Consider the following 14,458-nt stretch of genomic DNA (forward strand, 5'->3'; position numbering starts at 1 on the left):
CATGTTTGGTTTTGATGATAAATTGCAAATATTAGCTGATGCCGCTAAATACGACGTAAGTTGCAGTTCAAGTGGAGGTAAACGAAAAAATAGTGGTGGAATAGGCGATTCATCGGCTAGTGGCATTTGTCATACCTACACCGAAGATGGCCGTTGCGTCTCTCTACTAAAAATTTTAATGACCAATTACTGCATCTACGACTGTTCCTTTTGTGTTAGCCGACGTAGCAACGACGTGCAACGCGCAGCATTTTCGGTGAAGGAAGTTGTCGAATTGACCATGAATTTCTACCGTCGAAATTACATCGAAGGTCTTTTTTTAAGTTCGGGTATTTTCAAATCTGCAGACTACACCATGGAACGCTTAATGTTAGTTGTCAAGAAACTTCGGACGGAAGAACGTTTTAATGGTTATATCCACCTCAAAGCCATCCCCGGAGCAAGTGAATCATTATTAAAAGAAGCAGGTTTATATGTTGACCGAATGAGTGTAAACCTCGAAATTCCTACTGAGGAGGGACTCAAACTTGTTGCTCCGGAAAAGGATCATCAGTCCGTTCGCGAGCCTCTGGGGATTATTAAAAATGAAATTCTCAATCTTCGTCAGGATCGAAAAAAAGACAAGAAAGCACCCTTATTTGTACCAGCAGGCCAAAGTACGCAGCTGGTTATTGGAGCAACTCCAGAGAGCGACCTACAGATTATGCAGGCGGCCAATACATTCTATAAAGATTACAATCTCAAACGGGTGTATTATTCGGGTTATATTCCCATCAACGCGACCGATTCCAACCTTCCCCAAATTGGAACAACACCGCCTCTTGTACGTGAAAACAGACTTTATCAGACAGATTGGCTACTTCGATTTTATGGTTTTTCGCTTCATGAAATACTCAACAGCACGCATCAACATCTCGATCTAGAAATAGACCCTAAGCTTGCTTGGGCGCTACGCAACCCGCAATTCTTTCCTATTGACATCAACAGCGCTACTTATGAGTGGATTATCCGAATCCCGGGTATTGGCAGGCAATCTGCCAACAAAATTGTACAGTCGCGCAAATATGGAAAATTAAAGGAATATCAACTTCGAAAAATGGGAATTGCCTATAATCGCGCCAAATATTTTATGGTTTGCCAGGATACACTCATCGCTGGAGGCTTCCACTATCCCGAAAACATCAGAAAGTCTATTCTTGAAAGTAATCCTCGTACACAAGCCAAGGCTTCCAATACACAGCTAACACTTTTCTAATGGACTATATTTTTGACGGAAGTTATTCCGGTTACCTCTGTTGTGTATTTGAAGCTTTTGAACGGAAAGAATTTGATAGCATTCCCACAACAGAAAAGTCTATGGCAATTAGTATTTTTTCGGAAAAGCGACAGGTTCATACTGAGGTTAAAAAAGCCATGCGCATTTTAGTGGGAATGGAAAAAATACTTGGAGCACAAGAAACAAAAATCTTTTATCATAATTTTTTGTCCGATAATCAATCTGAATGGCTCAATGGATTTCAATTGATTGTTGAACTTTTTCGAAGGGGAAAATTAGATATACGCAATTATGGATACCCACCCATACTCCGTATCCATCAGACAGTCAAAAAGATCAGCCGCGAACGACACCGCGTGAAAGCTTTTATCCGATTTGTCAAGTCTAACGATAATCTCTACACAGCCATCGTTGAACCCGATTTCAATGTGATTCCCCTGGTTGTAGACTTCTTTAAAAACCGATTCGCCGACCAGTGCTGGTTAATTTATGATATACGGCGAAACTATGGCTTCCATTATGATGGCAAAAATATCTTGGAGGTATACAACAACAATAAAGACGAGGTTCAAGATCCATATCAGCTAGAAGTGGATCTCGATCCTCAAGAAAAAGATTATCAGCATCTCTGGAAGACTTATTTTAAAAGTACCTCTATTGAATCACGCAAAAACCTGAAGCTTCATTTAAGACATGTTCCCAGACGTTACTGGAAATATCTCATCGAAAAACAATAAGTGCCTAAATACAATAAGTCCCAAAATAGCGAAAATCCCGTTCATAAAATCATTTTGATCCACCAAACAACTTGCTGATCAACCAAATGACAATTGCGACTACCACAACAACCAATAGGATGCCCGACCATACGCCTGCTTTAAATATACCTTCAATTGCTGCACAACTCGACACGAGCATCAATAAACTCGACATGAGCGCAAATGGAATTATCTTTTTCATAAATACCTGTTTTTATTATTAATCGTAAGTATGACAATGCTGGCATAGAAAATGTTTTACAGCAAAGACGTTCATGTACTTTTTACTTCTAATTGCCGATTCATCTGATGTTTTCACTGTATTAAATACCTGAGCAGTCCGTATTTTTTTGTCAAATAATGAACGCTCTACGTTATTTATGCCCTAAAAATACGGTTAGCGAGCCTAGGGAAAGTTTTGGGTACAGCATTTGATTCTGTTTACACAAATAGCAAAATAAAATTTAAACAACAATTGACTAAAGATATGGATACGATACACCAAAAAGCACAAAAAATGGGATTGGAAAAAGGTTATTATCTATTACTAATGGCTATATTGGATTTACCTGTTGATGGTAAGGAAAAATCGGAAAAGAAAAAATAAGGTTGCGTAGGCTACAGGACATTTTTTTTGAAAAGTAAAGCCTTTTTCAACTACATGAAAAAGGCTTTTAATCATATTTACATCAACAATTTTTCCTAAACTCCTCAGGACTCATTCCTTTATTTGCTTTAAAAAAAGTACTGAAATATGGTACATTTTCAAAACCGAGTTCAAAGGCAATTTCTTTTACCGTTTTAAAGGTATGATAAAGCAATCGCTCGGCCTCCAATAGTATCCGTCCGCGGATAATAGTACCGCAGCTCGTCGATCTGTTTTTTCGACAAATCCGATTAAGATAGTTGATCGATATATTCAATTGCTCTGCGTAAAATGACGGATAACGCTGCTGCGCATAATGACTATCAACCAAAGATTCGAAACTCCGGATTTTATCGTCATCTTCCTCCTGCTTTGCAGCCACATGATCGACCACGATTTGCCGTCCCAAAATCTGGAGCAGCATGGTTAAGTAGCGGCTCAATACACCGTGAGCACTTAATTTAACTGAATTATAAGCTGTTTCCATCAAACTTACTATATGTAGACAACTGATGATATCTTCTTTCGATAGCACAAAAGCGTGTTTACATCTACTCCTTAAAAAATGAAAGAAGTTTCTTACAGCAGTGTTCTGACTTTCCATGAGAAAGGATGCTGTAAATAAGACACTGTATCCTTCTACAGACGAACCTGCATGAAAACTACACACACAATTTGAATTTATGCTGATTATATCATGGGCAGCTATAATCTGTACGCTCTGATCCGCTACCATAGACAGTTCACCACTATTGATAAACAAAAGGGTATAAAAAGACCTTAGGTGGAGCGTATTTTGATTTGCTTTAGCTTGTAAAAAAGCTGCTATAGGCATAATAACGATTCCCTGCGAAGTGGAATCAATATCTTCTAATTTTAGAAAATCTAGTTTCTCTTTTCGTATTACCATTTCTTTATGATTATTCTGTGAAAAAATATTTGTGGAATAATCAAATGATTGGCGGTCTAAAAACTTCAGGCAGTATTCCTCCGAAGGTATCGGAGACAAAGTCTTTCGGATAGACAGTTTTCACATCAGGTACTATTGGAGAGTACAGCAAGACTCCCTTCACATACTGCACAAAGACCAATATTTCCATCCCCTTCATTTTGGCGAGCACATTGTTCACATCCTTTTGTTCAACCGTCTTTTCGCTAAGGAAACAGAAGCCTTTACAGCTCACTGCCGGTTCAAAACGATTGACACAGAGGTTTTGCTCGATATAGGTACGATTGCACTCAAATTCAATAAATGCCCACAACAGATTGGTTGCCTGCACACATATTGCCCAAGCCATTGTCATACAAAACCACCATCTACAGTGTTGTGACTTCATTGATCCGATCTATTTTGTAGTGCTATTACGTTCGCGCAAATATTCTAAAATGGCACGTGCCTCTTCTTGCTTCAAGCCCAAGCTAATCATTGGCGACCCATACTCCTTACTCAGTGCTTTCGCGTCGGCATCTTTCTCCAGCATGGTTGCCGGATCTAGCATCATGTTCATAATCCACTCCGGGGTACGACGTTTGATGACAGCGTCCAACGATGGACCTACCAATGTACGATCAAAACTATGGCACATTGCACATTTCGACACAAATAGTTCTACGCCCCTATTTGCAAGCTGCGCATCAAAAGGTTTGTGTTCGAAGGAAGAAATAGTTCCCACCCCTTTTGGGCCCTCGGTTTTATAATCGAGCATGGTCCCAGACTCAACTGCGGAAGGTTGCTGGGCACTATTTTCCTTCTTGACTTTTGTCGCCTCATTTCCGCTACACGCCAGTATAGCTACAAAACCGAAACAGCCTAGGATTACGTTGATTCTCTTTTTCATTTTTATTGTTTAAGTATATTGGTAAAATAAATTCTGTTTGTATTAAGTGACCTGCACTAGATATTTTATATCATCCTGATTTGATTTTTTGCCCGCTTTCCATAGTTCGACAATGACTTCCCAACGACCAGGCATAGAAAAATTAACAGTGCCTTCATAGTAACCATTACCTGTACTTTCAGCAGCAAAATTTTCCGAAGACCCCGTTTTCGTAGTAGGCCTATTGGTCTTTAGTTTAATGACATAATGATCTAATACCGGAAAATGATGACCATCCATTTTATTCATTAAAAATCGGATGGGATGCCTTCCCTGCTTTACGCTATCAGGCAATAGGCAGGAAATAAATACGCGGCTATCGTCTCTGGTTCCAGAGCTCATTGTTCGCATGGTTGCTGCTGCAGTAACCGGAATCTTGATGGCAAGTGTATCTTTTATGCGATTTTGACTACGTATCGTATGTAATTGCCAGCCCTTCCCCATCTGCGGGATATCCGCCATAATAAAAACCATTGGGCTGCTATACCAGCCTTCGCCGAGCGCGACGGGATGCTCAAAGGGGCCTCCATGCTTCATACGTCCCATACTCATTTCTGGATAGAAATCAAGGGATTTGTCATTGATCGGAATTCCCGAGGTATCTCTTAAACGCAGATAAATGGTATGGTATTTATTGTTGAGTTTGGCATCCGCATATATGGTATAATTGGTAACATCCCAAACAGTATCCGCTATACGGACCAGATCGGATTCCTTAGGCAAGATAAAATCCGTAGCTTTCTTACCGTTCTTTTTTGAATGATCGGCAGTACAGGATGAAGTTGAAAAAGCAACTGAAAATGCGAGTAGCAGTAAGATTACGCCCCCGACAGTCCCGACACGGGAATATAAATTCATATGTATTGATTTAAATCTTTTGAAAATAGACAGTACCTGCCATCAGTCAATATGCCGACAGCCCGTACGAAAAGCAAAATGACTTAAACCAAAGGTGGATGAAAAATAGTAAAGATTGGTCTATAGCTATAGTTTGCCTGATATGCTGGAAGTAAGGTCTCCGCAGCCGCTTCTTCAAAAAAAGCGATATCAAGGTTAAAACATTGCTGATTATTGATAAATACAACGTCGATTATACGAGATTCCAGGTTCTTTTGTTCCTTCTCCTCATGTTCACGCATTTTCTTCATCAAGATACATTGTCCTCTACAGGAAAGTGCCTTTTCGTTGAATCGATTGATACACTCATTCTTAGCAATATAATCTCTGTTAAATTCAAAAACAGTCCATAGCCATACCGACGAGAAGCTCTGCAGGAGCATCAGCGGCAGTAGAATCCATATCAATTGTTTCGCTTTCATGTATCGCTAGTGCAGCAAATATACTAATTATTGACATACCAGCAACGAACTGCCTCTTTTCAAAACGCTCAAATGTTTTCTAAAACATCAAGAAGTTTTAGTACATTTAGCTAAAAATCACGCGCTTTGAACAAATGAAGTTTAATCCTCTTTCAGTCATTAAATTATTACTTGGGCTGTTTATCTGCATCGGAATAGCTTTGACCATATTGATGATGGTTCATAACAGCAAAGTTGTGGGAGCTTATGTCGTTTCTGGACTTTTCATACTATTCCCAGGTATTATCCTGTACGGTATGACCGTTGGATTTCGAGTATCCGAGAAAACCATAACACGACAGATCGCCCAACAGGAAAGTGTAACATCCGATCATAAAGGCCTATCCTATCAAATCCCCTTGCTAAAAACAACCCAATTTATCTCCTGGGAAATTATCGAGACCATTATCTACAGCAACTACCACAGCGACGACCAGGCGCAGTTCAGCTTTTATCTGACACAACCGGCATTGCAAATCGCGTCAGAAAAGCCAGGATGGATAGAGAAAGTTCTCTTACCCTTGATAAAAACAAGTAAAAAGGTCGTTATTTACGAAAATTGCATCAATTTTCGCGAAATCCCGAAAATGCTAGAAAAACATTTTTCCTCCATCAACCCTGTTGACATAAACGAAGTCCATGGAAAAGGAACACTACTGAGCTCAAAGACCACCTTAAGGGAAAATACGGTTCAGATCGAAGAATATTGGAAACCTAATCCAAATTTTGAGTCTGAAAAAGTCATTTATGATCGATACAACCGGACGATTGATGAACTGAAACAATCAAAAAACAGCTAAAATTTGTTTTCCTCGGCAAAATCACCCACGTCATCGTATAACATTCAACAGGTATTGCTTATTATTTATTACTACGTTGGTGCATTGGCTTGATGATATTTATGTTCGCAGCTGAGGCAAGCAGAATAAAAATCCAAAATAAGCTGATCGGAGATATTACATAAATTCCAGCAATTGTTGCTGATAAAATGGATAAATTTGTACCTGTTAACACTATTGCGATGATTAAAAGAATAACAGCATATTGGAATGACCGTAGTAGCTCCTGGCGCAAGGAAAGGGATGAAGCTTGGTCCAGGCCGGAGACCGAACGCTGGCTAGCGTTTTTCAAGTCCGTCCGTAGCCAGGCTTCGGGCAATAAGGTACTTGAAGTCGGTACTGCTACGGGATATTTCGCCAACATTATGACCCTTGCGGGTTTTGAGGTTACTGCCGTTGACCTCTCCCCGCAGATGATTGAATATGCAAAACTCGTCAGCCAAGAACTAGAACTTCGCGTAGACTATCGGGTCATGGATGCGCAAGTACTACAGTTTGAAGCCAACACCTTTGACTTCGTCTTCACCAGGTTGATGACGTGGACCATCCCCGATCTTGAAAAATGCTACCGCGAGATGGAACGTGTACTCAAACCGGGCGGAAAACTGATCAACCTGGATGCCGATTTTGGGAAAACGGTCTTTAGTACCGAAAGGCACGATGAATGCCCATCGGGCGCTATCGATCAGATCAATGACATCAAATCGGCATTGGACATCAGTGCGCATCAACGTCCTGCCAAAGACGTCGAACTATTGGAAGCAGTTGGATTTGGTTCTATTAAAGTCGATATGGATGCCCAAAATCGTATTCTTGAACTCCCTTTCGAAACTGAAGGACTTTTTATGCTAGAAGCTCTAAAGAAGTAAAACTTTTTTAAGACCTTTGAGGTGTTTTTCGTCTGGAAAAGACTCAAAATGATTGGTTTACGGATCTTTCATACCAACTGATCATTCATAAAAAACTAAGTTTGTCATTTAATTCTTCATAAAAAAAGCCCGATATAGATCGGGCTTTTATAGTAGATTGATTGTTATCAAGAGACAGCCTGATAAGCCTTCCGCGGAAACGAGATCCGAACAGAAACGCCTATACCATGCTGATTCTCGAACTGCATTTTTCCATCAATCCGTTTGATCAAATCCTTACAGAGGGAGATACCCAACCCTGCACCATTTTTGTTTTCAGATCTTTTACGGTCCCAGCTATTAACAAAATTTAAATTGTGGAGGACTTCTGATGAAAGTTCTTCCCCATCATTGCTAACGGTAAGCTCCCATCGATCGCTTTGGTCATCGATCAATTGCAGCACGATGCTACCGCCGACTCGTCCATATTTAATGGCGTTGCTAATCACATTTCTTAGCACAAAAGCGAGAGTTCCTTTATGTGTATGCGCGCAAAAATCTGGATTCACCGAATTTATGATCTGTATATTGAAACGTTGGATTTCTAGCGCATAGATTCCCAATACCGCATCAATTTGATCGCGAATATTACAGTTCTCTGTATTTTCAAGCTTATCTCGAAGTTGTGATTCTGTCCAAAGTAAAACCTCTTCCAACATCGTCCGCGATCTGGCCACCTGACCTTTTAGATTTAAAAAAATGAGTTTAAGATCCTCCTTATCAACGAGAGAAATATCATCAATCGCCAGCAAAATTTCGACCGATGCAAATGGTGCCCTGAGATCATGCGATGCAATGGATAGGACTTTAGTCTTGAAACTCTCAGCAATTTTTAACTCCTCATTATAATGATGAATACAAATTGCCTGTTCACTGAGGATACTGTTGGCAGTCGTTAATTTGAGCTGTTCGACCTTTAGCAACTGGTTCTTTCGGATTAAAAAGTAGATCAGTACACCTATCAGCGTTTTACTGATGACTATTCCAACAATAAGTAAAGTAATAATAGTTTGGCTTTGCACAATTTTTAGGTAATAAATTAATAATAATGACTAATGGAATATCAAAGCTAAACAATCACGTGCTAATTAAAAAATTTACCTTAAAACGAATCTCATTAATTTTGATCAATCGTTGACCTTATTCACAAAAACTTAATCATTTGAAAATATAGTATAAATAAACTTTGTTTAGTATCGCATAACTTATGTATTTTTATGCAAAATGAAACAACTAGCAACATATTACGTTTTTGATCAAGCTAATACGACGCTCGCTAAAGTGAGCAAACCTATTCCACCTTTGAAAGATGGCGAAATTTTGGTCAACATACGCTATACCACTCTTTGTGGTAGTGATCTTCATACCTATTGTGGGTTGCGAAACGAACCATGTCCTACGATTTTAGGTCATGAGATTGTGGGCGTTATCGCAGCGATTTCTTCTGATCATAGCGGACTTGATGCACGAGGCAATCAGCTACAGATTGGCGACCTAATTACCTGGACTGTTTTTTCCAGTGATCCCAATAGTGCCAATTATCAGCCGGAGATTCCGCAGGAAAACGATAAGATCTACAAATATGGTCACCGTCAGATAACCGAAATGGATGACCTTCATGGTGGATTGGCAACCCATATCATCTTACGGCCAAATACCTGCATACGAGTACTTCCAAAAGATATCTCTCCTGCAGTAGCTGCCACCATCAATTGTGCTGTTGCTACTTCGGCAGGAGCCCTTCGCCTGGCAGAGACCATTACGAAAAAAAACATTCATGTTGCAGGCATTGGATTATTGGGACTGGTTAGCATTGCCATGTGCAAGGAAATGGGTGCTAAAAGTATCATCGCTTCTGACACTAATCCTGCACGTTTAGAACTCGCTAAAAAATTTGGCGCGACAGCTACAATAGATCTACGTGAAACCACATCCAGCACAGCATTAGAAGCTACAGTTATAGACCGATTTATCGACATGAGCGGCTCGCCAGAGGCGATGGAGCTTGGCATCGATACATTGGTGCTCCATGGGAATGATGTTCTCGTAGGTGCCGTGTTTAAGCAGCGCGCTACTGGGATAGACGCCGAAAAAGTAATTCGAAAGATGCTCACGATCAAAGGACTGCATAATTACAACTATACCGATTTCTCTGTCGCTGTAGACTTTATCATTGAAAACTGGCAAAAGTATCCCTTTGAATCATTGATCGAACGTGAATTCCCACTTGCTGAAGTCAATGATGCAATAAGCTATGCGTTAACGCACAAACCAATACGAGCAGGTTTATTCGTCCACCCCTCAACGGAGCAGCTTTAATGGAAAGAAAATTTAGAAAAGATCAGTGGAAAATGTTGTTTGTAACCATGTTTTGTTACTTATTCTTTTACACAGGTCGACACAATTTTGGATGGGCAGCAAGAGGTATTGCCAAAGAGCTAGACATCAGTTTTCAGCAAGTAGGCTGGATCAGTTTTGCAATGTTAATGGGCTATGCGATCGGCCAGCTCATCAATGGAAATCTAGCCGATCGATGGAGTCCCAAAATGATGATTGTCGCTGGAGGAGGCTTGTCCATTCTCTGTAATCTCGCCATCAGTTTCGCTGGTTCTTATACAGCTATTTTGGTTCTTTGGACGCTGAACGGTTATTTCCAATCCATGGCATGGGGCTCAGGAGGTAAGCTTATTTCCAATTGGTGGAGCAGCTCCGAACGTGGCAAGGCTTTTGGCTTTTATACCATGGCTGCCGGAAGCTCCTCCGTTTTGACCTTTCTGATGGCTTTGGTACTCGTCCAACAGGAACAAAGCTGGCGTACCCTATTTCGCTATCCTATCCTATTTCTCGCCGGCGCATTATTGGTCTTTCTTTTTGTCGCATACAGCGACCCTAAAAAAAAGGCTATACTCCTGCTGACAAAAAAGAAGGAATCACGGATCAGGAAGACACATCAGAACAAGTTGCAGCATCAGAAAAACAAGAAAACTGGAAGCAGTCCTATCTGCATGTATTTCAGCATCGCAACTTTATGATCGCTTCGCTCGCCATCGGTTTTCAAAGTATGGCACGGTATGGTTTAATCTTTTGGGTACCGATCCACTTTTTAGGCAACAACTACAAAGAATCTTCAGGCAATATGTGGTTAACCTTACTCATCCCCATTGGGATGGCCCTTGGTGCTGTTTCTTTCGGATACATTTCAGACCTCGTCTTTAACAAAAACAGAAGTAAATCGATCGCTGCGGGTATGATGATCAGCTGCATTATTGCCCTTCTCATTTATTTGGTACCTATTCACAATCACCTCCTGATGGGCATACTCATGTTTACCTCAGGATTCTTTGTGTATGGTCCGCAAGCCAATTTCTGGACCCTGAGCCCAGATCTGCTTGGAACCAAACTTGTTGGAACAGGTATCGGCGTGATGAACATGTTTGCGTATGTATTTGCGGCCGTTGGTGAACCTTTGTTTGGTAAGCTGATAGATTACACAGGCAACACGGCCAATATATTTCTTTTTGTTGCATTGATATGTGCGATATGTGCAACAATCATTGGTTTTGTCCGAAGTCCAAAATCAATATCAAATAAAAAGCCATGATAAACCGAAAAAAATTCTTAAAAACTTGCAAAAATGCGTACCGACTTTGACACAGCTCCAACCGAGAAGTTGATGTTAGACATCAGAACTTAAAATTCGGTGTTATCACCGATCTACATTACGATCTGATGCAGGATGGGGACCGCCGTGCTCAAAGCTTTATCGATGCAATGAACCACGAACAACCCGACTTTATTATTTCCTTAAGTGATTTCTGTCTTCCCAAAGGAGGACATTCTACCCCATTTCTTCAAAAGTTGACTCTCGTAAACTAATGTGCTGATGCGACCATCAGTCAATAACATGGTAAAATAATCTTCTCTATTTGATCAGGCAGAGCAACTTTAATGATTGGGTTTCACTTTTGTTTCGCTATTGGTTTGATTGAGCATTACCTGTTGAATCGGCAAAGCCATATCGATACCTTCATCAGCAAACGCGTTATAAATCTTGGTTAATAGTCCGCTCTTGACACTACCACCGTCTTTAGATATTCTGACCCAAAAATAGAGTTCGACCACCACTGCCTGTGAGGTTACCTGTGCAAACTGCACAGCAGTACCCCCAGAAGAGAGAATCTGCTCGTCCTCATCCATTATTTTTTTGAGCAACTGAGTTACCCTTTCAAGATCTACCCCATATTTTACCTCAAGCCGAATGCAGAGACGTTTTTTTGCCCCGAGAGGCAAGTACTTGGTTATTTTTTTTTGGTGCCCGCCTATTTAAGCAGGTCCATACTTAATAACTTTGCATCCATACGATGCATCATTAGAATTTTATTTTTGATTTTACCGATCCTTGATTAAAAAATGGACCGGCTATTCGCCAATTGGTTACAAAGCAAAACTATGGCTTTCCGCAAAAAGGCTTTGCAACGAATAATTAAAAGAAGGGTAAAAATGTTTAAAACCTGTTATCAAGGACATCTCTAATTGATTTTAGCTAAAGATTCAAAGCCAACCTTTCGAACGAAAACAGCAAGTCTATGGGAAAAGCCTTTCGGGAAGGCCTATACAATGCAGCGATCAGCACGCTACGAAAAACAATTTAACGGAAAAAAATAATTTCTTATAATTTTTCATCTTTTGAAGAAATATCAACAATATTTCACATCTTTGAGTTGATTTATGCAATCGTTTAAATTAACCATTTAACGCATATTTTGGGTAATCTTACCCAACCTATTTTTTAAAGAAAAAAACGAACCAAACTTAATGGAATATTTTTCACTATTGAAACATCGTTCTGATGAAATCATTAAATTCATCGCTAATTGCGGTATATTTTCTTTACTTCTTAAAAATGGTCAGGTAATCCATTTTATACCGGACAATCCCGATCATTTTATGGAATGGCTGGGGAGTAAAGGCATCAAAGATATTAAAAGACAACAAACTAATCGGTTACAGGAAGAGGAGGCTGCTGTCTGATATTTTTCAGCGGTATCGCTCCGACACGGATAATATTTGTATTTTTATTCATCGTCTTTTTCTTTTATTTTCAATACGCAGATCAATAAAAAGTTGAGCATAAAAAATAGGACCACACGCACAATATTGAGATTGCGCCACTGCATGGCTTTCTCTTTCAGGATCAGGTCCACGGTATCGCTGTAGGGCAATCGCTGAAATTCCATCAGGGTGGGCGCAAAGTAGATCAAGGTCCAAATCCGAACGCTCAGATGGGCCAAAAACACGGCGACCATCAAATTCCGGCGCTTTTTTATTTTCCAATTATAACATAAAGCGACGATAAAGATAATTTCATGTAGGCTGTGCATGACAATCCAGAAAACCTTAAAATCCAGGGCATATGGCTTCTGAAAAACAATCAGAGAAGAAGGCGGCGCTACTGTCCACGCAGGCACCATGAGCGCTGTCTCCCAAAGCTGGGCGCCATTCATCAGAAAGTATGCACAAATTGAATAAAATAGCCAATGGGTAGCTTTGGAGAATGTAAAAGTATTTTGCATGTTGAGGAATTATCGTTAATTTTCTATACAAAACTACCTCGCTTCCATCGCATCAACTTGCAAAAAAAGGAGTAAAACTAGTAAATTAGGGAACCATGGGATTTGAATTCACCAACGAAGGAAAGCCATTTAAAATGGCCTTTGACGAAGAAAGCTTTAAGGGCAGTGATTTTAAAGATGAGGTCTTTAAAATCAAGCTATCTAATGGTGAGCTCTCGTCAAAACAGTGGATTTTTGATGGGATCAAAATCCTGTATACTGAAGCCGACCTCGACAGGCCCGTTGAACTTGACTGGACAGGCGATACCGAACTGGTAAGCATGCATTTTAACCTACAAGGGAGCACATCGATCCAACAGGATGGGATGAATGGTGCTTTTGAACTGAAAAAAAATCAGCACAATTTGTTTTACGGCACACAGGCTTCCGGTAAAATGAGGTTTGATGAACTAAAAATGAAATCCTTTATGATCCAATTACAGAAGGATGCTTTTTTGGATATATCAAAAAATGGAAACGAATCTCTTAAACGATTTGCCGATAGCATTGTAGCAGGGAAGCCCATCCTATTTTCCAAAGCCAATTTGAACATCGATCTATCCCAACTGAACTGCATTCATTCGATTTTGAACTGTAATTACACTGCCGATCTCAAAAAGTTATTTTTTCTTTCGAAGACCATTGAATTACTTGTCCTGCAAGCAGAGTCCTTCAATACTATCCAACATTCAAACTCCGCCTACCTCAAATATGACCACGATAAAGAACGGATTATATTCGCACGCGATTATCTAGTCAAAAATATGGAATCACCACCTTCGCTGATCGAACTGGCAAAGATAGCCGGTCTAAATGAATATAAACTCAAACGGGGATTTAAAGAAGTATTCCATCAAACTGCATTTTCTTATCTTTCCGACCTGCGTCTAGAGCTTGCTAAAAACCAGCTCCTCGAGGGTAAAAAACCGGTTACTGAAATCGCATTTGAAATGGGCTATTGTTCGCTGCAGCATTTCAGTACTGCATTTAAGAAAAAGTTTGCGGTAAGTCCCAGCCAGGTCAAGTAGCATACTATTCCTTTCGAAGACAGGATGCTTATCGACCAAAAATAGTACAATATCGACCAATAAAGGCTGCTAGATTATTTTCATTTGTAAATAAGATAAAGATCCGTTAGACTTGTACTTAGATAAATATGCGCGCGTCATAAATAGTTGCGTCAT

At 40.0% G+C, this 14,458-nt stretch carries 18 protein-coding genes; 9 read left to right on the forward strand and 9 right to left on the reverse strand.

Going from position 1 to position 14,458, the window contains the following annotated elements; all coding sequences use genetic code 11:
- Position 1 precedes the first annotated feature (1 nt).
- Together B2O97_RS00220 and B2O97_RS00225 are read left to right on the forward strand one after the other, a co-directional pair.
- Positions 2 to 1,255, forward strand: a complete 1,254-nt coding sequence (locus B2O97_RS00220) for a putative DNA modification/repair radical SAM protein (RefSeq protein ID WP_286766640.1) — start codon at positions 2 to 4, stop codon at positions 1,253 to 1,255.
- Positions 1,255 to 2,013 carry a TIGR03915 family putative DNA repair protein gene (locus B2O97_RS00225; RefSeq protein WP_159333136.1) on the forward strand — a complete coding sequence of 253 codons (759 nt, stop codon included), beginning with the start codon at positions 1,255 to 1,257 and terminating at the stop codon, positions 2,011 to 2,013. Before B2O97_RS00220 ends, B2O97_RS00225 begins: the two co-directional genes overlap by 1 nt.
- A gap of 49 nt (positions 2,014 to 2,062) precedes the next feature.
- Here the strand turns inward: B2O97_RS00225 and B2O97_RS00230 are convergent, their stop codons facing one another.
- The 6 genes from B2O97_RS00230 to B2O97_RS00255 all read right to left on the reverse strand — a co-directional run bounded on the left by B2O97_RS00230 (position 2,063) and on the right by B2O97_RS00255 (position 5,876).
- Positions 2,063 to 2,236 (reverse strand): hypothetical protein, encoded by a 174-nt coding sequence (locus B2O97_RS00230; RefSeq protein WP_167450493.1) that lies wholly within the window; start codon positions 2,234 to 2,236, stop codon positions 2,063 to 2,065.
- Positions 2,237 to 2,723: 487 nt separating this feature from the next.
- Positions 2,724 to 3,590 (reverse strand): AraC family transcriptional regulator, encoded by an 867-nt coding sequence (locus tag B2O97_RS00235; RefSeq protein WP_070568102.1) that lies wholly within the window; start codon positions 3,588 to 3,590, stop codon positions 2,724 to 2,726.
- A 40-nt stretch (positions 3,591 to 3,630) separates the two neighbouring features.
- Positions 3,631 to 4,017 carry a hypothetical protein gene (locus B2O97_RS00240; RefSeq protein ID WP_139145044.1) on the reverse strand — a complete coding sequence of 129 codons (387 nt, stop codon included), beginning with the start codon at positions 4,015 to 4,017 and terminating at the stop codon, positions 3,631 to 3,633.
- 9 nt (positions 4,018 to 4,026) lie between these two features.
- Positions 4,027 to 4,518 carry a c-type cytochrome gene (locus tag B2O97_RS00245; RefSeq protein WP_159333138.1) on the reverse strand — a complete coding sequence of 164 codons (492 nt, stop codon included), beginning with the start codon at positions 4,516 to 4,518 and terminating at the stop codon, positions 4,027 to 4,029.
- 42 nt (positions 4,519 to 4,560) lie between these two features.
- The gene (locus B2O97_RS00250) at positions 4,561 to 5,415 is read right to left on the reverse strand and encodes a FixH family protein (RefSeq protein WP_159333139.1); all 855 of its coding nucleotides are present in this window, start codon (positions 5,413 to 5,415) and stop codon (positions 4,561 to 4,563) included.
- Between the two features lie 83 nt (positions 5,416 to 5,498).
- Positions 5,499 to 5,876, reverse strand: coding sequence for a hypothetical protein (locus B2O97_RS00255; RefSeq protein WP_075993542.1), 378 nt, complete (start codon positions 5,874 to 5,876; stop codon positions 5,499 to 5,501).
- Between the two features lie 134 nt (positions 5,877 to 6,010).
- Between B2O97_RS00255 and B2O97_RS00260 the strand changes: the two genes are divergently transcribed.
- Positions 6,011 to 6,715, forward strand: a complete 705-nt coding sequence (locus tag B2O97_RS00260; RefSeq protein ID WP_286766641.1) for a hypothetical protein — start codon at positions 6,011 to 6,013, stop codon at positions 6,713 to 6,715.
- A 221-nt stretch (positions 6,716 to 6,936) separates the two neighbouring features.
- Entirely contained in the window at positions 6,937 to 7,623 is a 687-nt protein-coding gene (locus B2O97_RS00265) for a class I SAM-dependent methyltransferase (protein WP_286766642.1), read from the forward strand.
- A gap of 167 nt (positions 7,624 to 7,790) precedes the next feature.
- Here the strand turns inward: B2O97_RS00265 and B2O97_RS00270 are convergent, their stop codons facing one another.
- A complete protein-coding gene (locus tag B2O97_RS00270; RefSeq protein ID WP_070568121.1) occupies positions 7,791 to 8,684 on the reverse strand; it encodes a sensor histidine kinase in 894 nt (297 codons plus the stop codon).
- Between the two features lie 202 nt (positions 8,685 to 8,886).
- On the opposite strand from B2O97_RS00270, the gene B2O97_RS00275 reads away from it, so the two are divergent.
- The 3 genes from B2O97_RS00275 to B2O97_RS00285 are packed head-to-tail and all read left to right on the forward strand — an operon-like array spanning position 8,887 to position 11,263.
- Positions 8,887 to 9,981, forward strand: a complete 1,095-nt coding sequence (locus B2O97_RS00275; protein WP_286766643.1) for a zinc-binding dehydrogenase — start codon at positions 8,887 to 8,889, stop codon at positions 9,979 to 9,981.
- Complete coding sequence (locus B2O97_RS00280; RefSeq protein WP_115050389.1) at positions 9,981 to 10,694, forward strand: MFS transporter; 714 nt, start codon at positions 9,981 to 9,983, stop codon at positions 10,692 to 10,694. Before B2O97_RS00275 ends, B2O97_RS00280 begins: the two co-directional genes overlap by 1 nt.
- Positions 10,664 to 11,263: an MFS transporter gene (locus B2O97_RS00285; protein ID WP_262511822.1), complete on the forward strand. Its 600-nt coding sequence runs from the start codon at positions 10,664 to 10,666 to the stop codon at positions 11,261 to 11,263. Before B2O97_RS00280 ends, B2O97_RS00285 begins: the two co-directional genes overlap by 31 nt.
- 344 nt (positions 11,264 to 11,607) lie before the next feature.
- On the opposite strand, the gene B2O97_RS00290 is transcribed toward B2O97_RS00285, so the two are convergent.
- Positions 11,608 to 11,952, reverse strand: coding sequence for a mechanosensitive ion channel (locus B2O97_RS00290; RefSeq protein WP_172462489.1), 345 nt, complete (start codon positions 11,950 to 11,952; stop codon positions 11,608 to 11,610).
- A gap of 525 nt (positions 11,953 to 12,477) precedes the next feature.
- Between B2O97_RS00290 and B2O97_RS00295 the strand changes: the two genes are divergently transcribed.
- Entirely contained in the window at positions 12,478 to 12,693 is a 216-nt protein-coding gene (locus B2O97_RS00295; protein WP_115050329.1) for a hypothetical protein, read from the forward strand.
- A 44-nt stretch (positions 12,694 to 12,737) separates the two neighbouring features.
- Here the strand turns inward: B2O97_RS00295 and B2O97_RS00300 are convergent, their stop codons facing one another.
- On the reverse strand, positions 12,738 to 13,235 hold the full coding sequence (locus tag B2O97_RS00300) for a transposase (protein WP_286766644.1): 498 nt from the start codon (positions 13,233 to 13,235) through the stop codon (positions 12,738 to 12,740).
- A 95-nt stretch (positions 13,236 to 13,330) separates the two neighbouring features.
- Here B2O97_RS00300 and B2O97_RS00305 point away from each other — a divergent pair, with 95 nt between their 5' ends.
- Complete coding sequence (locus B2O97_RS00305) at positions 13,331 to 14,302, forward strand: helix-turn-helix domain-containing protein (RefSeq protein ID WP_286766645.1); 972 nt, start codon at positions 13,331 to 13,333, stop codon at positions 14,300 to 14,302.
- Positions 14,303 to 14,458: the final 156 nt, after the last annotated feature.

The sequence above is a fragment of the Sphingobacterium sp. UBA865 genome (genome assembly GCF_002295765.1).
GTDB classification, from domain to species: domain Bacteria; phylum Bacteroidota; class Bacteroidia; order Sphingobacteriales; family Sphingobacteriaceae; genus Sphingobacterium; species Sphingobacterium multivorum.

Bases quoted from the DNA above. Each gene is read 5' to 3' on its own strand.
- B2O97_RS00220 (WP_286766640.1), top strand. From the start codon at position 2: ATGTTTGGTTTTGATGATAAATTGCAAATATTAGCTGATGCCGCTAAA.
- B2O97_RS00225 (WP_159333136.1), top strand. From the start codon at position 1,255: ATGGACTATATTTTTGACGGAAGTTATTCCGGTTACCTCTGTTGTGTA.
- B2O97_RS00230 (WP_167450493.1), bottom strand. From the start codon at position 2,236: ATGAAAAAGATAATTCCATTTGCGCTCATGTCGAGTTTATTGATGCTC.
- B2O97_RS00235 (WP_070568102.1), bottom strand. From the start codon at position 3,590: ATGGTAATACGAAAAGAGAAACTAGATTTTCTAAAATTAGAAGATATT.
- B2O97_RS00240 (WP_139145044.1), bottom strand. From the start codon at position 4,017: ATGAAGTCACAACACTGTAGATGGTGGTTTTGTATGACAATGGCTTGG.
- B2O97_RS00245 (WP_159333138.1), bottom strand. From the start codon at position 4,518: ATGAAAAAGAGAATCAACGTAATCCTAGGCTGTTTCGGTTTTGTAGCT.
- B2O97_RS00250 (WP_159333139.1), bottom strand. From the start codon at position 5,415: ATGAATTTATATTCCCGTGTCGGGACTGTCGGGGGCGTAATCTTACTG.
- B2O97_RS00255 (WP_075993542.1), bottom strand. From the start codon at position 5,876: ATGAAAGCGAAACAATTGATATGGATTCTACTGCCGCTGATGCTCCTG.
- B2O97_RS00260 (WP_286766641.1), top strand. From the start codon at position 6,011: ATGAAGTTTAATCCTCTTTCAGTCATTAAATTATTACTTGGGCTGTTT.
- B2O97_RS00265 (WP_286766642.1), top strand. From the start codon at position 6,937: ATGATTAAAAGAATAACAGCATATTGGAATGACCGTAGTAGCTCCTGG.
- B2O97_RS00275 (WP_286766643.1), top strand. From the start codon at position 8,887: ATGAAACAACTAGCAACATATTACGTTTTTGATCAAGCTAATACGACG.
- B2O97_RS00280 (WP_115050389.1), top strand. From the start codon at position 9,981: ATGGAAAGAAAATTTAGAAAAGATCAGTGGAAAATGTTGTTTGTAACC.
- B2O97_RS00295 (WP_115050329.1), top strand. From the start codon at position 12,478: ATGGAATATTTTTCACTATTGAAACATCGTTCTGATGAAATCATTAAA.
- B2O97_RS00300 (WP_286766644.1), bottom strand. From the start codon at position 13,235: ATGCAAAATACTTTTACATTCTCCAAAGCTACCCATTGGCTATTTTAT.
- B2O97_RS00305 (WP_286766645.1), top strand. From the start codon at position 13,331: ATGGGATTTGAATTCACCAACGAAGGAAAGCCATTTAAAATGGCCTTT.